Below are 22,493 nucleotides of genomic sequence, written 5' to 3'. Positions count from 1 at the left end.
CACGGTCTTGAGCACGAACGGTAGAGCGGGCGCAGCCCGAGCTTACAATCCCGTGCCAGAGGACCTTGCCTGTCTCGCGAAAGGCCTCGTCATGGTAGCCTCGCCAGCCCACACCGCGCCAGCCTCCCCTTGCTTTCTCGGCGCCGATGTCTCGAAGGATTGGGTCGATCTGGCCGACACGCGCGGACGCACCGCCCGCATCGACAACACGGTCGCGGCCCTGACGGCCGCCTTGTCCAAGCCGCACTGGCGCGCCTGCGCCAACCTCGTGTGCGAAGCCACCGGCGGCTACGAGTGGCCGCTGATCGAAGCCGCCACGGCGCTGGGGCTGCCGATCCGCCGGATCCATCCCGGCCGCGCCCGGGCGTTCGCCCGCGCCCAGGCGCGGCTGGCCAAGACCGATCGGATCGACGCCGCCGTCCTGGCCGCCTTGGCGGCCTTTACCGTGGACGAAGTCGCCCCGCCGCTGCCGAGCCCGGCTCAGCGCGCGCTCGCCGAACTGATGACCCGGCTCGGCCAGCTCAAGGATCAGCGACAGGCCGAGCAGTGCCGGGCCGAACGCACCGAGAGCACGATCGTGCGCGCCTCGATCACCGCCAGCCTCGCCCTGCTCGACGGCCAGATCGCCGCGATCGGCGCGGCCTTGGACGAAGCCATCGCCGCCGATGCCGAACTGGCTCGCACCGCCGCCCTGTTGCGCACGTGCAAGGGCGTCGGACCCGTGGCCTGTCGTGCCCTGCTGGCGTGGCTGCCGGAACTCGGCCGCCTGAACCGGCGCACGGTCGCGGCTCTGGTCGGCGTGGCGCCCATCACCTGCCACAGCGGCTCCTCGATCCGCTCGGCCAGCATCACCGGCGGACGCAAAGCCTTGCGCGACGTGATGTTCATGGCCGCCCTGACCGCCAGCCGCCACAACCCCGTCTTCCGCCGCCTCTACGAGCGCCTGCGCCAAGCCGGCAAGCCCCACAAACTCGCCCTCATCGCCGTCGTGCGAAAGCTCGTCACCACCCTCAACGCCATGGTCCGCGCCGGAAAGACCTTCCAGACCGCTTGACCTGAGACACGGTAGATCGCTTCGCTGCCGCTCGCGATGACGGACTGGGGCGAAACCCGAGGCGATCGACCGGAAACGGGATGAGGGGCAGGGCGCTCAGCGGCCGGTGCGCACCCGCGTCCAGGCGCGCGTCACGAAGCGCTGGGTCGAGTCGTTCCAGGCGGTGTTGATCGAGAGCCGCTGCATCGTCGCCTCGTCCGGGTAGATGCCGGGATTGCCCATGATCTCCGGCTTCACGAAGGCCTGCGAGGCGAGGTTGCCGTTGGCGAAGGACACGAAGTTGGTGTTGGCCGCCGCGACCTCGGGGCGCATCATGTAGTCGATGAAGGCGTGGGCCTCGGCCGGGTGGGCGGCGTCCTTCGGGATCGCGAAGGCGTCGAACCACATCAGCGTGCCCTCCTTCGGGATGAAGTAGGCGATCTCGACGCCGTTCTTCGATTCCTCGGCGCGCCGCTTCGCCTGCATCACGTCGCCGGAATAGCCGACCGCGAGGCAGAGATCGCCGTTGGCGAGCCCGTTGATGTATTCCGACGAATGGAACTTCCGCACCGAGCCGCGGACCTTGTAGAGGGCGTCGGTGACGGTGGTGATGTCGTCCCAGCGCTTCGAGTCCGACTTGAAGCCGTAGAAGGGCAGGATCGAGGGGATCAGGTCCTCGGGGGAATCGAGGAGCATGACGCCGCAATCCTTGAGCTTGCCGATCGAGCCCGGATTGAGCACGAGGCTCCAACTGTTGAGGACTGCGTTGGCCCCGAGGCGCTCGCGCAAAGCCGCCACGTTCACGCCGATGCCGGTGGTGCCCCACATGTAATCGACGGCGAACGTGTTGCCGGGATCGTAGGCCTGGAGGCGGTTGTCGATCTCGGGCCAGGCGTTCTTCAGGTTGGGGATCTTCCCCTTGTCGAGGGGCAGGAAGACCCCCGCCTTGATCAGGCGCTGCAGGAAGGGCCCGGAGGGCACGACGATGTCGTAGCCGGATCGGCCGGCGAGCAACTTCGTCTCGAGGATCTCGTTGTTGTCGTAGGTGTCGTAGACGACCTTGATCCCCGTCGCCTTCGTGAAGTCGTCGAGCACCTTCGGGTCGATGTAGTCCGACCAGTTGTAGATGTTGACGACGCGCTCCTGCGCCCGCAGACCGGCCGCGCAGCCGAGCACGAAGGGAAGGGCCGCGAGCCCCGCCAGCAGGCGCCGCCGGATCACGGCTTGGTCCGCACCGCGGTGACGACGATCTCGACGTAGTATTCGGGGCCGGCGAGCCGCGCCTCGACGGTGGCGCGGGCGGGCGGGTTCTCCCGGTCCACCCAGGCGTCCCAGGCGGCGTTCATCTCGGCGAAGCCCCCCATGTCGGCGAGGTAGACGGTGGCCGACAGGATGCGGGACTTGTCGCTGGCCGCCGCCAGCAGCAGCCGGTCGATCTGCTCCAGGATCTGCTGCGTCTGCGCGGTCACGCCGGTGCCGACCACGTCGGCGGCCACTTGCCCCGCGAGGAAGACGAGGTCGCCGTGGGCGACCGCTTGGCTCATGCGGGGGCCGGTCTCGTAGCGTTCGATGGTCATGGGTCGGGTGCCGGTCTCGGGTTCATTGGAAGGCTGACCCTTCTGCCGCCGCAGGTGGTTGCCCGTAAAGGGGCTCGTGCCGATTGCCGGGAGGCCCGCCGCGCGCCGACGGGCTTTTTTCGGTTCTCGGGCGGTTTGCGAGGCAACCGGCATCGTCGCTCGTGCGTTTGTCACCCGAATACGGTCAAGTCTACGCATCGGACCTTCGGTGCGGCGACGTTCTTCGGGGTTGAGACGACATGGAAATTCTCTGGACCATCATCATCGGCTTCGTGGCCGGCGTCATCGCCAAGTTCATCATGCCCGGCGACAAGGAGCCCGCCGGCTTCATCATGACGACGATCCTCGGCATCGTCGGCGCCTTCGTCGCCACCTTCATCGGCCAGGCGATCGGCTGGTACGGGCCGAACGAGGGCGCCCGCTTCATCGGCTCCATCGTCGGCGCCTGCATCGTGCTGGCGATCTACGGCTTCATCGCCGGCCGGACCAGCAGCCGCTCGCTCTGACCGCCGGGGCCCTGCGTCGAACGAGAAGGGGGCGCTCCCGCGAGGGGCGCCCCCTTCTCGTCGGGCTTGCGAAGGCGATCAGGCGGTGAGGTCGCGCCCGCCGCCGGCGACCGCCTTGACGGCGCAGTGGCCGGTGGCGCCGCGCACGGCGAGGCCGACGCCCACCACCAGGGCGGCGAGGCTCAGGAGCTTGTTCGGCCGCGGCTGGGCCGCCGCGGCGGCGATGCCGAGCCCCAGCGCGACGGAGACCGCGCGCTCGGTCATGCCCAGGTTCGGCTCGCCGGAGAAAATGTCCTCGATCATCTCGTTCACGGAAAACACGCTCCTTCTCGGATGCCCTTTTCGGGTTCGCGGGGCGAACGCCGGGCGGGCGGCGCCGTTCCGTGGGGAGGCAGGTTTTCGATGGTCACCGGCACCCGCACCGCGTCGCCGATCCGAGAGCCTGTTCGGCCGGCCGACGTGTCTTCGTCAGGCAACGGCAGGGCGAGAGGAAAGCCCTGCTCCCATCCCCAGCCTGATCGAGCGCCACCGCCGCAAGTGTGCAAGCTCCGGCCGATACTGGAGGCGCTGCGGTCCTGATCGACCGGACAAGAAAAAGGGCGGCCTCCCGGCCGCCCTTTTTCGTGCCGTGTGAGGCGCTTACTCGCCCGACGACTCCCGACGGCGCTCGCCGCGGTCGCGGCGGGGGCCGCGATCGCCACGATCCCCGCGGTCGCCCCGCTCCTCGCGCTCCGGCTCGCCGCGCTCCGCGCGCTCGGCCTTGAGCCGCTCGGTGATGTCCTCGCCGGTCTCCTGATCGACGACCTTCATCGACAGGCGGATCTTGCCGCGCTCGTCGGCGCCCAGGAACTTCACCTTGACCTTCTGGCCCTCCTTGACGACGTCGCCGACCTTGGCGACCCGCTGCGGGGCGAGCTCGGAGATGTGGACGAGGCCGTCCTTGGCGCCGAAGAAGTTCACGAAGGCGCCGAACTCCATGATCTTGACGATCGTGCCGTCGTAGATCGTGCCGGCCTCCGGCTCGGCGACGATGGAGCGGATCCAGTTGTAGGCCGCCTTGATCGCCTTGCCGTCGGAGGAGGCGATCTTCACGACGCCGGTATCCTCGATGTTGATCTTGGCGCCGGTCTTTTCCACGATCTCGCGGATGATCTTGCCGCCGGTGCCGATCACGTCGCGGATCTTGTCGGTGGGGATCTGCATCGTCTCGATGCGTGGTGCGTACTCGCCGAGCTCCGGACGGGCCGCGGTCAGGGCGTGCGCCATCTCGCCGAGGATGTGAGCGCGCCCGTCCTTGGCCTGGGCGAGCGCCACCCGCATGATCTCCTCGGTGATGCCGGCGATCTTGATGTCCATCTGGAGCGAGGTGATGCCCTCGTCCGTGCCGGCCACCTTGAAGTCCATGTCGCCGAGATGGTCCTCGTCGCCGAGGATGTCGGAGAGCACCGCGAAGCGCTCGCCTTCCAGGATCAGGCCCATGGCGATGCCGGCCACCGGACGGCGCAGGGGCACGCCCGCATCCATCAGCGACAGCGAGCCGCCGCAGACCGAGGCCATGGAGGAGGAGCCGTTCGACTCGGTGATCTCGGAGACCACGCGGATCGTGTACGGGAACTCGTGGGCCGGCGGCAGCACGGGCCGGATCGCGCGCCAGGCGAGCTTGCCGTGGCCGATCTCGCGGCGGCCGGGCGAGCCCATGCGGCCGGTCTCGCCGACCGAGTAGGGAGGGAAGTTGTAGTGGAGCAGGAAGCGCTCCTTGTACGTCCCTTCGAGCGCGTCGATGAACTGCTCGTCCTCGCCGGTGCCCAGCGTGGCGACGACCAGCGCCTGGGTCTCGCCGCGGGTGAACATCGCCGAGCCGTGGGCGCGGGGCAGCACGCCGACTTCCGACACGATCGGGCGGACGGTCTTCACGTCGCGGCCGTCGATGCGCGAACCCGTGTCGAGGATGTTCCAGCGGACCACCTTCGACTGGGCCTCCTTGAAGGCCGCCTTGACCTTCTCAGGAGCGAACGTCTGCTCGCCCTCGGAGGGGCAGAGCGCGGCGACGACCTTCGCCTTCACGGCGTCGACCGCGGCGTAGCGCTCCTGCTTGACCGTCTTCTTGTAGGCCTCGCGCAGCTCCGCCTCGCCGATCTCCAGCACCGCCTTCTCGACGTCGGCGTTCTCCGGCGGAGCGAAGGCGCGCGGCTCCTTGGCGGCCTTCTCGGCCAGCCGGATGATCGCCTCGATCACCGGCTGGAAGTGCTTGTGGCCGAACATCACGGCCCCGAGCATCACGTCCTCGGAGAGCTCACGCGCCTCGGACTCGACCATCAGCACGGCGTCCTGCGTGCCGGCGACGACGAGGTCGAGGGTGGACTCGGAGACCTCGGTCACCAGCGGGTTCAGCTTGTAGCCGCCGTTGATGTAGCCGACGCGGGCGGCGCCGATCGGGCCCATGAACGGCACGCCGGAGAGCGTCAGCGCGGCGGAGGCCGCCACCATCGAGACGATGTCGGGATCGTTCTCGAGGTCGTGGCTGAGGACGGTGACGACGACCTGGGTGTCGTTGCGCCAGCCCTCGACGAAGAGCGGGCGGATCGGCCGGTCGATCAGGCGGGAGACGAGCGTCTCCTTCTCGGACGGGCGGCCCTCGCGCTTGAAGTAGCCGCCGGGAATGCGGCCGGCGGCGTAGGCGCGCTCCTGGTAGTTCACGGTCAGCGGCATGAAGTCGATGCCGGGCTTGGGCTCCTTGGCCGCGACCACGGTGGCGAGCACGGTGGTCTCGCCGTAGGTGGCGACCACGGCGCCGTCGGCCTGGCGGGCGGTCTTGCCGGTTTCGAGGACGAGCTTGCGGTCGCCCCAGATCAGCTCTTCGCGTTGGACGTCGAACATGGTGTCTCTTGCCTTCGAACATACGGGTCGGGTGAGCCCGGCGCCGCCAGAGGCAAGACGGCGAGACGCTTGCCTCGATGGAAGCGTCTCGCGATCCTGCCCTGGCGCCCTTCGCCTTCAAGCCACCCGGGGACGGACCGGCCGGGCCCCATGCCCGAACGGTCCCTCTTGCTTTGCCGCGCCCTCTTCACGCCGAACCGGCGTCCCCTTCGGCCGAGTGCGCGGATCGTGAAAACGCGGTCCCGAGGGACCGCGCGACGCTTCGAGAAAGGCCTTAGCGGCGGATGCCGAGGCGCTCGATGAGGGTGCGGTAGCGCGCCTCTTCCTTGCGCTTCAGGTAGTCGAGCAGCGAGCGGCGCTGCGAGACCAGCTTCAGGAGGCCGCGGCGGGAGTGGTTGTCCTTGCCGTGGGTCTTGAAGTGGGCGGTCAGGTTGGTGATCCGCTCGGTGAGGATGGCGATCTGGACCTCCGGCGAGCCGGTGTCCTTGTTGCCCTTGGCGTATTCCTTGATGAGCGCGGTCTTGCGCTCTGCCGTGATCGACATCGCAGGCCTTTCAGATGGAAGTTCGATCGGAGGCGCCGCCCAGGTGAGGGGAAGGGCACCTTTGAAAAACTCGCGGTCGGGCCGGTGCCGGGATGTCGTCCAGCACGGTCAGCCGCAAGCGGCACAAGCCCCGCCCGTGAGCCGGGTCGAGGCGGCGCGGACCATACACGAAACCGTGGGAAGCGCCAGTGCCGTGCTCGGCATGGCTCCGAACTCGGGCAACGGCTCCTGACCGGCGCTCCTCTTGCCCCCGCCCGTCATTCGGGGTCTCCGACAAGCGCCCCGCACGGCCTCGGAGTGCCTCGCAAAACTTCCGATCACTCGATCTGCTCGTCTCCGGCCGCGGCGGTGCGGTAAGGGTTTCGTGGAGACATTCACGACCGGCGCGGATTTCGCGTGGCCGGGCGTGATCCGCACCAAGCTCAGCGAGACCCCATGCCCCATCCCGCCCTCGGCGCCCGCAAGCCCGTCGCCGCCCTGATCGCCGACGATTCCGGCCCGGGCGGTCCGTCACTGGCAAAAAACCTCTCCGCCTTCAGCCTCGTCTGCATCGGCGTCGGCGCGACGGTCGGGGCCGGGATCTTCGTGCTCACCGGCACCGCGGCGGCCAACTTCGCCGGGCCGGGGCTGATGCTCTCCTTCGTGCTCGGCGCGGTGGCGAGCGGGCTGGTCGCCCTGTGCTACGCCGAACTCGCCGCGATGATCCCGGTGGCGGGCTCGACCTATTCCTACACCTACGCCACGCTGGGCGCGCTGCCGGCCTGGATCATCGGCTGGGATCTGGTGCTCGAATTCGCCATGGCCGCGGCCACCATCGCCGTCGGCTGGTCCGGCTACGCGCAGAGCCTCATGGCCGATGCGGGGCTCAGGCTGCCGGCTGCGCTCGCCGCGGCGCCGGGGGAGGGTGGGGTGGTCAACCTGCCGGCTGCGCTCGTGACGCTGGCGCTCACCGCCCTGCTGATGCGCGACAACCGGGGTGCGGCCCGCACCAACGCCGTGCTGGTGGCGCTGAAGGTGGCGATCATCCTCGCCTTCCTCGCCGTCGGCGCCGCTCACCTGCGGCCCGAACTGTGGCACCCGCTGGTGCCGGAAAACGAGGGCGCGTTCGGGGCCTTCGGCTGGAGCGGCATCTTTCGCGGGGCAGGCGTCGTGTTCTTCGCCTATGTCGGCTTCGAGACCGTCTCGACCGCGGCCGGCGAGACCCGCGATCCGCAGCGGGACGCGCCCGTGGGGCTGATCGGCTCGCTGATCGTCACCGCGGCGCTCTACGTGGCGGTGGCCGCGGTGCTGACCGGCCTCGTGCCCTACCGCGACCTCGACGTCGCCGATCCGATCGCCAAGGCGATCACGGTGACGGGGCTGACCGGCTTCTCGGTGGCGATCAAGGCGGGCGCGCTGATCGGGCTGACGACGGCGGCGCTCACCGCGCTCTACGGGCAGGCGCGGATCGGCTACGCCATGGCCCGCGACCGGATGCTGCCGGACCTGTTTTCGCGCATCGGCGAACGGAGCCGGACGCCGTTCGTGGCGCAGGGGCTGATCGGGCTCGCCACCGCCCTCGTGGCGGCGCTGGTGCCGATCGGCATCCTCGGCGAACTCGTCAGCATCGGCACGCTGCTCGCCTTCATCCTCGTCTGCGCCAGCGTGCTGATCCTGCGCCGGACGGAGCCGGAGCGGGCGCGGCCCTTCCGGGTGCCGGGCGGCGTCCTCGTGCCGGTGCTGGGCATTCTCGCCTGCCTCGCCCTGATGGCGAGCCTGCCCGGCGACACGTGGCTGCGCCTGCTGGTCTGGCTCGGCCTCGGGCTGGCGATCTGGTTCGGCTACGGCCGTCGGCGGGTCGCAGCAAGTCCAGGTTTCGAAAGGACGAGTCCTTTCGCGGGTCCAGGGCAGAGCCCTGGTTGAAGGGAAGCCGGGGTTCCACCCCGGCGCCCCGCCAAAGGGATGATCCCTTTGGGAACCCGGATTCAGGACCCGCGGTGGGAACCCGCGGCGCGGCCGCCGCCGTAGCGGCGGCGCAGGTAGGCGATGGCCCTGGGCAGGAGGAAGACGACGAGGATCTGGCGCAGGATCGAACGCATTCGGGCGGGCTCCCTTCGATACGGTGAGGTCGGAGGCCAAATGCCCGGGAAGGCGCCCGCGTTCCCGGGCTACAGTTCCAGCGTCAACGTGACCGGCACGTGGTCGGAGGGCTTCTCCCAGCCTCTCGCTTCGCGAAACACCGCGACCTTGCGCACCGTGCCGGCGAGGTCGGGCGAGACCCAGGCGTGGTCGAGGCGCCGGCCCTTGTCGGCGCGTTCCCAGTTCGGCGAGCGGTAGCTCCACCACGTGTAGATCTTTTCCGGCTCCGGAGTGAGGAGCCGGGCCGCGTCGATCCAGCCGGCTTCGCCGCGCAGGGTCTCCAGCGCCTCGGTCTCGACGGGGGTGTGGCTCACCACGTCGAGGAGCTGCTTGTGCGACCAGACGTCATGCTCCAGCGGCGCCACGTTGAGGTCGCCGACGAGGATCGCCGGGCCCGCGACGCGCCGCCCGCCCCAGGCGCGCAGTTCGGCGAGGAAGTCGAGCTTGTGCGCGAATTTCGGGTTGAGGTCGCGGTGGGGCACGTCGCCGCCGGCCGGCACGTAGAAATCGTGCAGCACGATGCCCGCCGCCGGGCCCGCCTCGGGCCCGAGCACCGCCGAGACGTGGCGCGCATCCGCCCGCTGGCAGAAGCTCATCACGTCGCGGGTGAGCAGGGGAAAGCGCGAGAGGATCGCGACGCCGTTATAACCTTTTTGCCCGGCGAAGACGACGTTCTCGTAGCCCGACCCCTCGAGCGCCTTGAGCGGGAAGAGGTCGTCGGGGCACTTGGTCTCCTGGAGGCAGAGCACGTCGGGCCGGGCCTCGCGCAGGAAGCGCAGCACGGATTCGATGCGCAGCCGCACCGAGTTGATGTTCCAGGTCGTGACGGTGAGGCGCAACGGAAGAAGCCTGCGGAGCGGGGCGGGGGATCACGCTCCGTTAGCCCAACCCGCACGGGTCGGGAATATCACGCCGCGGCGGCCTCTTCCTCCAGCGCGAGGCCGTGCAGCACGGCGCGGAGCCGGCCGCCCGTCATCCGCGACAGGTCGAAACCGCTCTTCGCCGGCCATGTTGTCGTCGTCTCTGGTCCCCGGGGGCCATTCAGGGATTCTGGCTCTCGATCTGGCGCTGCATCGCCTTGTCCTCGGCACGGCCGTAATTGATGAAGAACAGCGATCCGTCGACCGCCTTGTCCTTCTGCAGGTTCGAGAGCTGCACGGTGGTGAGATAGCCCTGCGGATCGGTGATCCGCCACTGCGACAGGGTCTTCACCTCGGCGTCGAAGAACAGTTGGATCTTCGAGGTGCCGCCGAGCGTCGAACGGTCCTCCAGGCCGACGCGCACGCCGCCCGGATCGTTGGTGACTTCGGTGACCGTGAGGTCGCGGGCGAGGTCGATCTTCTCGCGAAGGAGGAATTTCAGCGGCGTCTGCGAGATGAAGTAGAGATCCTGGGTGCCGAGCTTGCGGTCGCGCACCGCCACCGAGGTGCCATCGGCCACCACTTCGAGCGGAGAGGGCTGGTCGTACTCGAAGCGCAGGCGCCCGGGCTTGGCCAGCGACAGCTTGCCGCCGATGCGGCGCCCGTCCGCGCCGATCTGGATGAACGAGCCGGTCAGGGTCTGGAAGCCGTTGAAGTAGGCGTTGGCCGCCGTCACGACGGCGGCCGGGTCGGCGTCCTGAAGCGAGGCGCCGAGGTTGGGTGCCCCCACCGCCGCGACCCGCGTGCCGGCATTCGCGGCCGGGGCCGTCGGGGCGGGCTTGGCCGCGGCCCTGATGCTGCCGGTCTTCTCCCCGGGTTTGTCGGCAGACTTCTCGGCGGCCTTGTCCGCGCCTTTGCCGGGCTTCTGCGCCGCCTTCTTCGCCGGGGCCGGTGCGGCCTCCGGCGCGGGTGCCGCGGCCGGGGGCGGCGCCGACTCCTCCTTGCGGCCGAACAGGCCGTCGAGGAAGGAGGAGACCTGGGCGTCCGCCGGCTGCGGCTGGAGCGCCAGCGCGGCGACGAGCAGCGGACCGGCGAAGGAGAGGCGTCGGCCAGTCATCGTGTGGGCATCTCCGATAAGCTGCGGGCGCGCGGGGCAGGTCGTCCCGGGTGCGGACGCGCAGGGCAGCGGCGCGTCCGGATGTCGTGTTCGCGGGTAGACCCGGCCCCTGTGGCGAATATGCGACGGGGGCCGGATTCCCGGGGTCACTCGTCGTCGTAGCCGCCGGAGGGGGCGCCCGCGAGGCCCTCGACCAGGATCTCGCGCTTGCCCGCGTGGTTGGCCGGTCCGACGATCCCCTCGATCTCCATCCGCTCCATGATCGAGGCGGCGCGGTTGTAGCCGATCTGGAGGCGGCGCTGGATGTAGCTCGTCGAGGCCTTGCGGTCGCGCAACACCACGGCGATGGCCTGCTCGTAGAGCTCGCCGCCCTCGGCGCCCGCACTCGCCGCGAAGGCGCCGATGTCGAAGACCGGGGCGTCCGCGTCCTCACCTTCCGCGAAGTCGTCCTTCTCGGCCTTGGCCGCGGCGCGCGAGCCCTTGGCCGGCTTCTCCGGCTGGTCGGAGGAACCGTCGTCGGCGGTGACCGCTTCGAGGTAGGACGGCCGCCCTTGCGCCTTGAGGTGGGCGACCACGGTCTCGACTTCCGAATCCGAGCAGAACGGCCCGTGCACGCGGGTCGTGCGCCCGCCGCCGGCCATGAACAGCATGTCGCCCTGGCCCAGCAACTGCTCCGCGCCCATCTCCCCTAAGATCGTGCGCGAGTCGATCTTGCTCGTCACCTGGAACGAGATCCGGGTCGGGAAGTTCGCCTTGATCGTGCCGGTGATCACGTCCACGCTCGGGCGCTGCGTCGCCATGATCAGGTGGATGCCCGCCGCCCGCGCCATCTGCGCCAGCCGCTGGATCGCCCCCTCGATGTCCTTGCCCGCCACCATCATCAGGTCGGCCATCTCGTCGACAACGATCACGATGTAGGGCAGCGGGTTGAGGTCCATGACCTCGTCCTCGTAGACCGCCTCGCCGGTGGTGCGGTCGAAGCCGGTCTGCACGGTGCGGGTGATGGTCTCGCCCCGCTCGCGCGCCTCCTTCATCCGGGCATTGTACCCGTCGATGTTGCGCACGCTGATCTTCGACATCTTCTTGTAGCGTTCCTCCATCTCGCGCACGGCCCATTTGAGGGCGATGACCGCCTTCTTCGGGTCGATGACGACGGGGGAGAGCAGGTGCGGGATGCCGTCGTAGACCGACAGTTCCAGCATCTTGGGATCGACCATGATCAGGCGGCACTCCTCCGGCTTCATCCGGTAGAGCAGGCTGAGGATCATGGTGTTGATGGCCACCGACTTGCCCGAGCCGGTGGTGCCGGCGACCAGCAGGTGCGGCATGCGGGCGAGGTCGGCGATGATCGGCTCGCCGCCGATGTTCTTGCCGAGGCACAGGGCGAGCTTGTGCCTGGTCTCCACGAAATCGACCGAGGCCAGCAGCTCGCGCAGGTACACGGTCTCGCGCACCGGGTTCGGCAGTTCGATGCCGATCACGTTGCGGCCGGGGACGACGGCGACGCGGGCGGAGACGGCGGACATCGAGCGGGCGATGTCGTCCGACAGGCCGATGACGCGGCTCGACTTGGTGCCCGGCGCCGGCTCCAGCTCGTAGAGGGTGACGACGGGGCCGGGGCGCACCGCCAGGATGTCGCCGCGCACGCCAAAGTCCTGCACGGTCTGCTGGAGGTTGAGGGCGTTCTGCTCCAGTTCGTCCGCATCGACCTCTTCGCCGTCGGGCAGCGGCGGTTCGGCGAGCAGCTCCAGGGCGGGCAGTTCGTAATCGGCATTGCCGATGAACGACGCCTCCAGGTGGCGGCCGGCGGGGATCAGCGTCGGGCGCTCGGGCAGGATCGCCCGCGGGCGGTGCTCGGATTCCGCCTCGACGGCGACGGGCTCGGCGGCCGCGGGGACGGCTTCCGGCTCGAACGCGGCGTCGAAGTCCGGGAAGGCGTCCTGCGCCGCCTCGACGGCCGATCCGCTCGTCTCGTCGACGGTCTCTTCGGCCGCCTCGGGCTCGGCGCCGGGCCGCGTCCGCAGCAGGACGGGCCGTGCCGGGATCGTCAGCGGCGCCACCGCCTGCGGGGCAGGGGAGGGGGCCTGCGGCGCGGGCTGTGCGGAAGCGGGCGCCGCGGTGGCGGCCGGGGCCTGCGGTCCGGCGTGGGGCGCAACCGGATGGGCGGCGAAGGGCACGGGCCGCGCCGCGATCGCGGCCTCGCCGCCGGCCTCCACTTGGGCTTGGTGAGCCGGGCGGATCGCGGCGCGGGCGGCCATGGCGTGCAGCGCCGGGCGCGGCGCGGCGGGCCGAGGCTCGGACGCGGGCGCGACCTCGACCGGGGCCTCGGCCGGGCCGAACCAGCCGTGCAGCGACGACCAGTCCGGCACGTCCGACCAGTCGGACGGTTCGGCCGGAACCGGTGGGATGAACGGCACGTCGAAGCCGAAGGGCAGCGGGGCGACCCCGACCGCCGCGACGGCGGGAGCGGCGGGAGGCGCGAAGGCCCCGATCCGGGACTCCGTCGCGACCTGTGCGTCCTCGACCGGGGCAGCGGCCGGCGGCGGCGGGGCGGCGGGCTTCGGCCGGCGGTCGGGGGTGCGGAAGAAGCTCACGCCCGGCGGCGGCACGAAGGGGCGGCGCCAGCTCGGCACTTCCAGGGCGGCCTGCTCGGCGCGCAGCCGCGCGGCCTCCGCCTCCTCGGCGGCGATCAGCCTCTCGCGCTCGGCGGCCTCGCGCTCCGCCGCCTCGCGGGCCCGCTCCGCCTCCAGGGCCGCGGCCTCGGCCGCCGCCCGGGCGTCGAGCAGGGCCTGGGCCCGGGACTGCGCCTCGCGCTCGGCCTCCAGCGCCTGGCGGCGGCGCTCCATCAGAACGGTGTCGGGAGTGCGGGTGAAGCGCACCGCCTCGGGCACGGCCTGCGGCGTGCCCTGGGGATGTCCCTGCGGATGCACCGGGGAGGAGGGCAGGGCACGGGGTGCCGGAATCGCACCGGCTTCCGGAGCGATCGCCGCCGGGCGGCGCGGCGTGCGCACCAGAACGCCGGGCCCCGAGGCGCGGGCGTCGATCCGGCTCTCGAACGGCATCTCCGGCCCGCCGTGATACGCCGGCGCCTGGCCGGGCGGGGCGTGTTCGGACAGGGCGGCAGGGTCGGCCGTCGCGAACAGCCCCTCCTCCGCGCCGTGCGGCCCGTCCTCCGCCGCGGCCCCGCGCCCGAGCATCGCCCCCGGCGGCACCAGCCAGCTCGGCACGCTGCCCGCGTCGAACCCGTCCGCGCCCGGCTCCGGCAGGGCGGGATGCGGAAGCGCGTGCGGCAGCGCCCGCGGCGGGGCCGGGGGGGCGCCGGCGATGCGCCGGGCGAGGTTGGAGCGCAGACTCATCAGCCGATGGGCGAGACCGCCGATCGACCGGTCCAGGCGGTCGCCGCCGCGGCTCGGCCGCGACGGATCACGATGGGAATAGGGAGGCCGTCCCGATGCGCGCATGATCTGTGAGATGACTCGAAACAAGGTCCGGCTCCTGCGGAGCGGTTCGAGCCCCAAGGTAGGCGGATCGTCGTTAACGAACGCTTGCCCCCGCCCTTGCCCTCCCCGCCTCCCGGCCGTCCCGGGGCCGCCGGTGCAAGCGTGGCGCGAACCGGGTATCGTCGCGAGCGGTCGGCGCTTCACGGTGTCTTCCCGAGACCCGACGGCAGGCGGCGGCCCGGTTGCGGCGATGCCTTGGATATGGCTCGAGAAATGACGTTCCGACAGGCACTTGGCAGGGCTTCCTGCCGTATCAGGTGAGCTTCGAGACCCGGTGATGACTCCGAGCCAAGAGACCTTGAGTCCGAAGGACTTCCGCTCCCTCTACCGGCACGGCTTCGCCCGCGTGGCCGCCTGCACCGGGCGCAGCCATCCGGGCGACCCGGCGGCCAATGTCGCGGACATCCTCGGGCTGGCGCGGGAGGTCCACGCGGCCGGCGCGGCGCTCGCGGTCTTCCCCGAACTTTGCGTCTCTTCCTACGCCATCGAGGACCTGCTGCTGCAGGCGGCCCTGCTCGATGCGGTCGAGGCCGGGGTCGCGCGGCTGGTCGAGGAGAGCGCCGGGCTGACGCCGGTGCTCGTGGTCGGCGCGCCGCTGCGCTGGCGCAACCGGCTCTACAATTGCGCCGTGGCGATCCGGGGCGGGCGGCTCCTCGGCGCGGTGCCGAAGAGCTACCTGCCGAACTACCGGGAATTCTACGAGAAGCGCCACTTCGCCTCCGGCGCCGGCCTTTCCGGCGAAACGATCCGGCTCGGCGGGCTGGAGGCACCGTTCGGCACCGACCTGATTTTTTCCGCCGACGACCTGCCCGGTTTCCGCCTCGCCATCGAGGTCTGCGAGGATCTCTGGGTGCCGCAGACGCCGGGCATGGCGGCGGTGCTGGCCGGCGCGACCGTGATCGCCAACCCCTCCGGCAGCCCGATCACCGTGGGCCGGGCCGAGTCCCGCGCCCTGCTGACCCGCGCCGCCTCGATGCGGGGCCTGTGCGCCTACGTCTACGCGGCGGCGGGTGCGGGCGAATCCACCACCGACCTGTCCTGGGACGGGCAGACCAGCATCGACGAGAACGGCGTGCGGCTGGCCGAAGGTGAGCGCTTCCCCGCGGGACCGGTGGTGACGCTCGCCGACCTCGACCTCGACCTGATCGCCCAGGAGCGGCTCCAGGCCGGCAGCCTCGACGACAACGCCCGCCGGCACGGCGGCCCGCCCTGGCGCACGATCCCCTTCCGGCTCGACCCGCCGCAGGGCGACCTGGGCCTGAGGCGCCGCGTCGAGCGCTTCCCCTTCGTGCCCGCCGACCCGGCCCGCCTCGCCCAGGATTGCTACGAGGCCTACAGCATCCAGGTCGCCGGCCTCGCCCAGCGGCTCGCCGCGACGGGCACGAAGCGGGCGGTGATCGGCGTCTCCGGCGGCCTCGACTCGACCCACGCCCTGATCGTCGTCGCCAAGGCCTTCGACAAACTCGGCCTCCCGCGAGAAAACATCCTCGCCTATACCCTGCCGGGCTTCGCCACCTCCGACGGGACCAAGGCCAACGCCCACGCCCTGATGCAGGCGCTCGGTGCCACGGCGGCGGAGATCGACATCCGCCCGGCCGCCCGGCAGATGCTGACCGACATGGGCCACCCGTACGGGCGGGGGGAGGCGGTCTACGACGTCACCTTCGAGAACGTGCAGGCGGGGCTTCGCACGGACTACCTGTTCCGGCTCGCCAACCAGCACGGCGGGATCGTCATCGGCACCGGCGACCTGTCCGAACTGGCGCTCGGCTGGAGCACCTACGGCGTCGGCGACCAGATGAGCCATTACGGTGTCAACGCGGGCGTGCCCAAGACCCTGATCCAGCACCTGATCCGCTGGGTGATCTCGTCCGGGCAATTGGGGTCGGAGGAGAACCGCACCCTCCAGGCCGTGCTCGACACCGAGATTTCCCCGGAGCTGGTGCCGGCCGCGGAAGGCGAGGGGCCGCAGAGCACGGAAGGGAAGGTCGGCCCCTACGCGCTCCAGGACTTCTCGCTGTGGTTCACCCTGCGCCACGGCTTCGTGCCGTCCAAGATCGCCTTCCTCGCGCTCCACGCCTGGGGCGACGCGCAGGGCGGCGACTGGCCGCCGGACTTTCCGGTGCCTCAGCGCGTCGCCTACGACCTGCCGGAGATCCGGCGCTGGCTTCACGTGTTCCTCGACCGCTTCTTCCGCTTCAGCCAGTTCAAGCGCTCGGCCCTGCCCAACGGCCCGAAGGTCTCGGCCGGCGGCTCCCTCTCGCCCCGCGGCGACTGGCGCGCGCCCTCCGACGCCAGCGCGCGGGCGTGGCTCGACGAGTTGGAGCGCAACGTGCCGAAGGCGTGATTTTTCGCGCATCACCGTCCGGCGCGGTCCGAGGCCGCGCCTCATTTCCCGGCCCGGGTCTGCTATACGGTGCCGCTGACGACAGTCGGCCCGGCCGGGTCCGGCGGGCGTCTCTCCTCCCCCCTCCCCACAAGGGGAAAGGCCGGTCCGCAACAGGGACGTCCGATGCTCCGCCTTCTCACCCCGATCCTGGCCCTCGCCCTGGCGTTCGCCCTTCCTTGCGCCGGCCCCGCCGCGGCGCAAGGGGTGCTGTCGCCGGCCAAGGCGAAGGATCTGGTGCGGGCGCGCCTCGTGGCCGAGAGCGAGGCGCTGGTGCCCGGCCGCACCGTGACGCTCGGCCTGCACATGGCGATGAAGCCGGGCTGGCACGTCTACTGGCGCAATCCCGGCGATTCCGGCCTGCCGCCGGAGATGGCGTGGCGCCTGCCCCCGGGCTTCTCGGTCGGCCCGGTGCGGTGGCCGGTTCCGGAGCGCATCCCGGTCCAGACCCTGATGAATTTCGGCTACGAGGGCGCCGTCACCCTGCTGGTGCCGCTCAAGGTGCCGACGGGCGCCGCGATCGGCGACACGGCGCATCTGGCCGGCACGCTGTCCTATCTCGTCTGCGAGGAGATCTGCATTCCGGGATCCGTCGAGCTGAGTCTCGACCTGCCGGTGGCGGCCTCCGCCGCGCCGGCCCCGGGGCAGGCCGCCCTGTTCGCCCGCGCCCGCGCCGCCCTGCCCGAGGCCGCACCGGGCCCATTCCGCACCATCCGCGAGGCGAACCGCCTCGTGCTGCATCTCGATCGGCCGGGTCCGGCCGCCGGGCCGGTGAGCGGGGCGGCCTTCTTCCCCTATGCGGAAGGCGCCCTCGACAACGCCGCCCCGCAGGATCTGACGGTCGATGCGACCGGCCTGCGCCTCACCCTCACGCCGGGAGACGCCGGACGACCGCCCGAGGCGCTCGCCGGCGTGCTCGCCCTCACCGAGGGCGGGGTGCGCAAGGCCTACGCCCTCGGGCCGGAGCCCGCGCCGACGGCCGCCGCCGTCCCCGAGGCCCCGCCCGCACCGCCGGAGGACGAGAGCCTGACCCTGTGGAGCGCCGCCGGGCTGGCGCTGCTCGGCGGTCTCCTCCTCAACCTGATGCCCTGCGTCTTCCCCGTCCTGTCGATCAAGGTCCTGAGCCTCGTGCGGCAGGCCGGCGAATCCACCGCCCGCGTGCGCCTGCACGGCCTCGCCTACACCGCGGGGGTGCTCCTGAGCTTCCTCGGGCTGGCCGGGCTGCTGATCGCGCTGAAGGCGGGGGGCGCCGGGATCGGCTGGGGCTTCCAGCTCCAGTCGCCGGTCGTGGTGGCGCTCCTGGCCTACGGGCTGTTCGCCATGGGCCTCAGCCTGTCGGGCGCGGTGCAACTCGGCGGTCGCGTCGTCGGGCTCGGCGATCGCCTGACCCGGCGGGCGGGCTATCAGGGCTCCTTCTTCACCGGCGTGCTGGCGACGCTCGTCGCCACGCCCTGCACGGCGCCGTTCATGGGCGCGGCGGTGGGCTTCGCGCTGACGCAATCGCCGCTCGCCGCGCTCGCGGTCTTCGCGAGCCTCGGGCTCGGGCTGGCCCTGCCCTTCCTGGGCCTCACGGCCTTTCCGCAGGCGCTGCGCCTGCTGCCGCGGCCGGGCGCCTGGATGGACGTGCTCAAGGGAGCGCTCGCCTTCCCGGTCTACGCCACGGTGGCGTGGCTGGTCTGGGTGCTGGCCCAGCAGGTCGGGCCGGACGGGCTGCTCGCGGGGCTGACCGGCCTCGTGCTGGTGGGGCTTTCCGCCTGGGCCTGGGAGCGGGCGCGCGGCGCGGGCCGGCTCGGCACGACCTTCGGGCGGGCGGCGGCGCTCGCCGCGCTTGCCGCCGCCCTCGGCCTCGTCGCCGTCCTCGACGGCGACCGCGCGGGCGCGCGGGGCGCGGCCCTGGCGCAGGGCGAGGAGGCCTTCACGCAAGGACGCCTCGACGCCCTGCGGGCGGAGGGACGCACGGTGTTCGTGGACATGACCGCGGCGTGGTGCATCACCTGCCAGGTCAACGAGCGCACGGTGCTCGCCCGCGACGGCGTGCAGGCGGCGTTCCGGGCGGGACGGGTGGCCTACCTGAAGGGCGACTGGACCAACCGGAACCCGGAGATCACCCGCCTCCTGGAGCGCCACGGCCGCAGCGGCGTGCCGCTCTACCTCGTCTATCGGGGGCAGGGCGAGGCGCAGGTGCTGCCGCAGATTCTGACGGAAGGGATCGTGCTGGCGGCGGTGGGCAAGGGGGACGTGGCAGGGGACGTGGCGGCGGCTCGGTAAGGCCCCCTTGCCCGCCCCGTGCATCCCCTCGCCCCGCGTGCGGGGAGAGGGCTTTGCCGACCTTGCCGTCGGCAAAGCGAGGCGGCAGCCGAAGGTGAGGGGGCCTGAACGGAGGAGGCTCTGCCGGAACCGCCCCCTTCACCTTCGCTGCGGCTCCGCCTCCGCTTCCCGTGGGCACGACAGGGTGCCCACGGGCCTCTCCCCGCGTGCGGGGAGAGGGGGAAACCCGCGCTTCACAATGCCGAAGCCATCCGCAGCGCCGACTCTTCAGGAAAGGCCGCGCCGCTGGATCGCTCGCGCCGGGCCGCGCGATGACGGCGCGTGGCGGAACCCGACGCGATCGGACGGACGTCGCCTCAGCCCGCGAGCTTGGCCGCGATGCCCGCCACGTGGCGGCCCTGGAAGCGGGCGCCGTCGAGTTCGACCTGGGAGGGCTGGCGCGAGCCGTCGCCGTCGGCGATCGTGGTGGCGCCGTAGGGCGAGTTGCCCTTCACCTGCTCGACGCCGTTCTGACCACTGAAGCTGTAGGGCAGGCCCACCACCACCATGCCGTGGTGGAACATCACCGTGTGGAAGCTCGTCAGCGTGGTCTCCTGGCCGCCGTGCTGCGAGGCGGTCGAGGTGAAGGCCGAGCCGACCTTGCCGACCAGCGCCCCCTTGGCCCACAGGCCGCCGGTCTGGTCGATGAACTGCTTCATCTGCGAGGCCATGTTGCCGTAGCGGGTCGGCGTGCCGAAGAGGATCGCGTCGTAGTCGGCCAGCTCCTCGACGGTGGCGATCGGCGCCTCCTGGTCGAGCTTGTAGTGGAACTGCCGGGCCACCTCTTCGGGCACCAGTTCCGGCACGCGCTTCACCGCGACCTCGGCCCCGGCCTCGCGGGCGCCCTCGGCCACGGCCCTCGCCATCCGCTCCACATGGCCCCAGGACGAGTAGTACAGCACCAGAACCTTCGCCATCGTCGTCTCTCCCGTTCGCGGGCCTTGAGCGGATCGCCCCGAAAGTCGGCCGCCGGCTTTCGGGACGATCCGCTCTTATGGAGGTTCGCCCGGTTTGCAGAAACGCCCTGTCGTGCAAGATCGCTCCTGCGGAATTGCAAGGGAGGGCGTGGTGCCGGTGGCCTGGGACGAGTTCCGCCTCGTGCGGGCCATCGCCGAGCGGGGCGCGCTGGCGCCCGCCGCGGCGCATCTCGGCATCAACCCGTCCACCGCCTTCCGACGGCTCGCCGCGGTCGAGGCGGGGCTCGGCGCGCGCCTGTTCGAGCGCCACCGCTCCGGCTACGTGCCGACGCCCGCGGGCGAGGCCATGGCCGCGGCCGCCCTGCGGATGGAGGAGGAGGTCGCCCGCTTCGACCGCGAGGTCGCCGGCCGGGCGCTGACGCCCTCCGGGACGCTGCGGGTCACCGCCGCCGCGACCCTGGTGACCGACCTGCTGATGCCGATGCTCGGCCGCTTCCGGGTGCGCTACCCGAAGGTGCAGGTCGAACTCGTCGTCTCCGAGGAGGCGCTGAACCTGTCCCGCCGCGACGCGGACGTGGCCCTGCGCGCCACCCGCGAGCCGCCGCCGAACCTCGTCGGGCGGCGGCTCGCCGCCATCGCCTGGGCGGTCTACGGCCCGGCGGGCGACGAGCGGGGCCTGTCCGGGGCCGACTGGGTCAGTCCGAGCGAGGCGGTGGCCGGCGGCCTCTTCGCCCGCTTCGTCGCCGCCCGCGCCGGGCCGGAGCGGGTGGCCTTGCGCATCGACACGGTGCAGGGCCTGTGCGAGGCGGTTCTCGAGGGCATCGGCATCGGCCCGCTGCCCTGCTATCGCGGCGACCGGATCGCACGCTTGCGCCGCCTCTCGGGACCGGAGCCGGATCTCACCGGCTCGCTGTGGCTCCTGACCCATCCGGACCTGCGCCACGCCGCGCGGGTGCGCGCCTTCATGGACCACGTCGCCGCGGACGTGGCGCCCCTGCGCCCCGCCTTGGAGGGCGGGGATGCGGAGCGGCCTCCATCGTGATCCTGGCGCGGTCGCCCTGTAAGAGCGCCTCACGAAACTCCCGGTCACTGACCGCTCTCGCCCTGGCGACGACAGCGCGGCGGGAGTTTCGTGAGAGACACTCAGCACCGGCATAACCAATTGCGCCCGGTGCCTCTCCCCCGCTATAAACCGACATTCCCCCATTCAGCGCGATACGGGATTCTCCGGGCTCGACACACGAGGCCGGAGACCGGGAGAGACTGTTTCCGTCGGCCCGGACCTGTCGCGCCCTCACGAAAAGACGCCTGGAGCTTTGCCGATGTCCCAAGGTCCGCTGATGCCCAAGGCGACCGCCGTGTGGCTCGTCGAGAACACGTCGCTGGCCTTCGAGCAGATCGCCGATTTCTGCAAGCTGCACCCGCTCGAAGTGAAGGGCATCGCCGACGGCGAGGTCGCCGCCGGCATCAAGGGGCTCGACCCGATCACCACCGGCCAGCTCACCCGCGACGAGATCGAGAAGGCGCAGAAGGCGCCGCATTACCGGCTCAAGGTCGCGGTCTCCAAGGTCAAGCTGCCGGAGGTGAAGCGCACCACCAAGGGCCCGCGCTACACGCCCCTGTCGCGCCGCCAGGACCGGCCGAACGCGATCCTCTGGCTGATCCGCAACCATCCCGAGCTGAAGGACGCGCAGGTCATCCGGCTGGTGGGCACCACCAAGGCGACGATCCAGCAGATCCGCGAGCGCACCCACTGGAACTCCGCCTCGCTCCAGCCGATGGACCCGGTGACGCTCGGCCTGTGCTCGCAGATCGACCTCGATTTCGAGGTGCAGCGCGCCGCCAAGGACCGCCCCGCCGTGGTGCCGGCCGACGGCGGCGCCAAGCTGCTGCCGACCGAGGTCTCGACCGCCCCGGCCGCCGAGGAGCGGGAGGAGGAGCGCGACGAGGCGGATCTCAACGCCGACGCGGTCTTCGCCAAGCTCAAGGGCATGAGCCGCATCGACGAGGACGACGACGAGGACTGATTTTTTCGCGCCCGGTGGGCCGGCCCTTGAAAGAAAGTTCTCGCCCGCCCTTATTCATTGCGGAATAATGTTTGTCGCCGCTCCCGTCGAGCGGCGGCAGGCGCGAGGGCGTGGCATGATCCACGGTATCTTGGCCGATGGTATCTTGGCCGATGGCGACTCGACCGGGCCCGGCACGCGTGCCGAACCCGCGGACTCGTCGGACGAACAAGGGTCCGCTTCCCCGCCCGGCGAGCCGGTGACGCTCGCCGAATCCCTGATGCGCGAGGCCGGCTGGGGAGCGGAGAATTTCGGCGTCGAGGGCCCGAACCCGCCCTACCTGCGCATCGGCGGCAAGCTGTGGGTGACGCTGACCGGATTCGAGCCCTGCTTCTCCTCGTTCCACCGCGACCGCGGGCCGTTCCGCTCCAAGGTCGCGATGGCCGACCATCTCGCCAAGTACGACGCGATCATGGTCGATCCCCTCGCCTTCGAGGACTGCTTCGGTCCCGGCGAGGGCACCGAGACGGTGTTTCCCTTCGGCGCGTGGCTGGAGATCCGCCGTGTCGGCTTCGGCGGCCTCGAACTCTGGGGCAAGCGCCAGGGCGCCGTGACGCTCCCGCTCGACGCGCTGGCGGTGGCGTCGGCGATCTGGCTGCGGAAGGGGAGCCGATGCGCAGGGCCGGACGCTGCCGCGACACGGATCGGATGATCCGACCCACGGATTTTCTGTTGTTCTCCGCTC

17 protein-coding genes are annotated in these 22,493 nt (G+C 71.2%); 8 read left to right on the top strand and 9 right to left on the bottom strand.

The window, feature by feature from the left end:
• Positions 1–91 precede the first annotated feature (91 nt).
• Positions 92–1,054, top strand: coding sequence for an IS110 family transposase (locus PGN25_22680; protein MEH3120309.1), 963 nt, complete (start codon positions 92–94; stop codon positions 1,052–1,054).
• 96 nt (positions 1,055–1,150) lie between these two features.
• Here the strand turns inward: PGN25_22680 and PGN25_22675 are convergent, their stop codons facing one another.
• A complete protein-coding gene (locus PGN25_22675) occupies positions 1,151–2,254 on the bottom strand; it encodes a polyamine ABC transporter substrate-binding protein (GenBank protein ID MEH3120308.1) in 1,104 nt (367 codons plus the stop codon).
• On the bottom strand, positions 2,251–2,610 hold the full coding sequence (locus tag PGN25_22670; GenBank protein ID MEH3120307.1) for a RidA family protein: 360 nt from the start codon (positions 2,608–2,610) through the stop codon (positions 2,251–2,253). Before PGN25_22670 ends, PGN25_22675 begins: the two co-directional genes overlap by 4 nt.
• Before the next feature lie 239 nt (positions 2,611–2,849).
• Between PGN25_22670 and PGN25_22665 the strand changes: the two genes are divergently transcribed.
• A complete protein-coding gene (locus tag PGN25_22665) occupies positions 2,850–3,116 on the top strand; it encodes a GlsB/YeaQ/YmgE family stress response membrane protein (protein ID MEH3120306.1) in 267 nt (88 codons plus the stop codon).
• 78 nt (positions 3,117–3,194) lie between these two features.
• On the opposite strand, the gene PGN25_22660 is transcribed toward PGN25_22665, so the two are convergent.
• From PGN25_22660 to rpsO, 3 genes are all read right to left on the bottom strand, one after another.
• Complete coding sequence (locus PGN25_22660; GenBank protein MEH3120305.1) at positions 3,195–3,428, bottom strand: DUF2892 domain-containing protein; 234 nt, start codon at positions 3,426–3,428, stop codon at positions 3,195–3,197.
• A 327-nt stretch (positions 3,429–3,755) separates the two neighbouring features.
• Entirely contained in the window at positions 3,756–5,993 is a 2,238-nt protein-coding gene (gene pnp / locus PGN25_22655; GenBank protein ID MEH3120304.1) for a polyribonucleotide nucleotidyltransferase, read from the bottom strand.
• 274 nt (positions 5,994–6,267) lie between these two features.
• Positions 6,268–6,537 (bottom strand): 30S ribosomal protein S15, encoded by a 270-nt coding sequence (rpsO, locus tag PGN25_22650; GenBank protein MEH3120303.1) that lies wholly within the window; start codon positions 6,535–6,537, stop codon positions 6,268–6,270.
• A 435-nt stretch (positions 6,538–6,972) separates the two neighbouring features.
• On the opposite strand from rpsO, the gene PGN25_22645 reads away from it, so the two are divergent.
• Positions 6,973–8,439, top strand: a complete 1,467-nt coding sequence (locus PGN25_22645; protein ID MEH3120302.1) for an amino acid permease — start codon at positions 6,973–6,975, stop codon at positions 8,437–8,439.
• 245 nt (positions 8,440–8,684) lie between these two features.
• Here the strand turns inward: PGN25_22645 and xth are convergent, their stop codons facing one another.
• The 3 genes from xth to PGN25_22630 all read right to left on the bottom strand — a co-directional run bounded on the left by xth (position 8,685) and on the right by PGN25_22630 (position 13,988).
• A complete protein-coding gene (gene xth, locus PGN25_22640) occupies positions 8,685–9,494 on the bottom strand; it encodes an exodeoxyribonuclease III (protein ID MEH3120301.1) in 810 nt (269 codons plus the stop codon).
• Between the two features lie 202 nt (positions 9,495–9,696).
• Positions 9,697–10,632 carry an outer-membrane lipoprotein carrier protein LolA gene (locus PGN25_22635; GenBank protein ID MEH3120300.1) on the bottom strand — a complete coding sequence of 312 codons (936 nt, stop codon included), beginning with the start codon at positions 10,630–10,632 and terminating at the stop codon, positions 9,697–9,699.
• 146 nt (positions 10,633–10,778) lie between these two features.
• Positions 10,779–13,988 carry a DNA translocase FtsK gene (locus tag PGN25_22630; protein MEH3120299.1) on the bottom strand — a complete coding sequence of 1,070 codons (3,210 nt, stop codon included), beginning with the start codon at positions 13,986–13,988 and terminating at the stop codon, positions 10,779–10,781.
• Positions 13,989–14,409: 421 nt separating this feature from the next.
• On the opposite strand from PGN25_22630, the gene PGN25_22625 reads away from it, so the two are divergent.
• Both PGN25_22625 and PGN25_22620 read left to right on the top strand, forming a co-directional pair.
• Positions 14,410–16,479, top strand: a complete 2,070-nt coding sequence (locus tag PGN25_22625; GenBank protein ID MEH3120298.1) for an NAD(+) synthase — start codon at positions 14,410–14,412, stop codon at positions 16,477–16,479.
• Positions 16,480–16,644: 165 nt separating this feature from the next.
• Positions 16,645–18,786: a protein-disulfide reductase DsbD family protein gene (locus tag PGN25_22620; GenBank protein MEH3120297.1), complete on the top strand. Its 2,142-nt coding sequence runs from the start codon at positions 16,645–16,647 to the stop codon at positions 18,784–18,786.
• 356 nt (positions 18,787–19,142) lie between these two features.
• On the opposite strand, the gene wrbA is transcribed toward PGN25_22620, so the two are convergent.
• Complete coding sequence (gene wrbA / locus PGN25_22615) at positions 19,143–19,742, bottom strand: NAD(P)H:quinone oxidoreductase (protein ID MEH3120296.1); 600 nt, start codon at positions 19,740–19,742, stop codon at positions 19,143–19,145.
• Between the two features lie 151 nt (positions 19,743–19,893).
• Here wrbA and PGN25_22610 point away from each other — a divergent pair, with 151 nt between their 5' ends.
• From PGN25_22610 to PGN25_22600, 3 genes are all read left to right on the top strand, one after another.
• On the top strand, positions 19,894–20,784 hold the full coding sequence (locus PGN25_22610; GenBank protein ID MEH3120295.1) for a LysR family transcriptional regulator: 891 nt from the start codon (positions 19,894–19,896) through the stop codon (positions 20,782–20,784).
• A gap of 280 nt (positions 20,785–21,064) precedes the next feature.
• Positions 21,065–21,769 carry a DUF1013 domain-containing protein gene (locus tag PGN25_22605; GenBank protein MEH3120294.1) on the top strand — a complete coding sequence of 235 codons (705 nt, stop codon included), beginning with the start codon at positions 21,065–21,067 and terminating at the stop codon, positions 21,767–21,769.
• A 145-nt stretch (positions 21,770–21,914) separates the two neighbouring features.
• On the top strand, positions 21,915–22,460 hold the full coding sequence (locus PGN25_22600) for a hypothetical protein (protein ID MEH3120293.1): 546 nt from the start codon (positions 21,915–21,917) through the stop codon (positions 22,458–22,460).
• Positions 22,461–22,493 lie beyond the last annotated feature (33 nt).

The sequence above is a fragment of the Methylorubrum populi genome, assembly GCA_036946625.1.
Lineage (GTDB): Bacteria > Pseudomonadota > Alphaproteobacteria > Rhizobiales > Beijerinckiaceae > Methylobacterium > Methylobacterium populi_C.
The sequence above is the reverse complement of the archived record's forward strand: the minus strand, read 5'-3'. Positions and strand labels throughout refer to the sequence as shown.

Excerpts from the sequence above, each read along its gene's own strand:
- PGN25_22680 (MEH3120309.1), top strand. The coding sequence starts at position 92 with ATGGTAGCCTCGCCAGCCCACACCGCGCCAGCCTCCCCTTGCTTTCTC.
- PGN25_22670 (MEH3120307.1), bottom strand. The coding sequence starts at position 2,610 with ATGACCATCGAACGCTACGAGACCGGCCCCCGCATGAGCCAAGCGGTC.
- PGN25_22665 (MEH3120306.1), top strand. The coding sequence starts at position 2,850 with ATGGAAATTCTCTGGACCATCATCATCGGCTTCGTGGCCGGCGTCATC.
- pnp (MEH3120304.1), bottom strand. The coding sequence starts at position 5,993 with ATGTTCGACGTCCAACGCGAAGAGCTGATCTGGGGCGACCGCAAGCTC.
- rpsO (MEH3120303.1), bottom strand. The coding sequence starts at position 6,537 with ATGTCGATCACGGCAGAGCGCAAGACCGCGCTCATCAAGGAATACGCC.
- PGN25_22645 (MEH3120302.1), top strand. The coding sequence starts at position 6,973 with ATGCCCCATCCCGCCCTCGGCGCCCGCAAGCCCGTCGCCGCCCTGATC.
- PGN25_22635 (MEH3120300.1), bottom strand. The coding sequence starts at position 10,632 with ATGACTGGCCGACGCCTCTCCTTCGCCGGTCCGCTGCTCGTCGCCGCG.
- PGN25_22630 (MEH3120299.1), bottom strand. The coding sequence starts at position 13,988 with ATGAGTCTGCGCTCCAACCTCGCCCGGCGCATCGCCGGCGCCCCCCCG.
- PGN25_22625 (MEH3120298.1), top strand. The coding sequence starts at position 14,410 with ATGACTCCGAGCCAAGAGACCTTGAGTCCGAAGGACTTCCGCTCCCTC.
- PGN25_22620 (MEH3120297.1), top strand. The coding sequence starts at position 16,645 with ATGCTCCGCCTTCTCACCCCGATCCTGGCCCTCGCCCTGGCGTTCGCC.
- wrbA (MEH3120296.1), bottom strand. The coding sequence starts at position 19,742 with ATGGCGAAGGTTCTGGTGCTGTACTACTCGTCCTGGGGCCATGTGGAG.
- PGN25_22605 (MEH3120294.1), top strand. The coding sequence starts at position 21,065 with ATGTCCCAAGGTCCGCTGATGCCCAAGGCGACCGCCGTGTGGCTCGTC.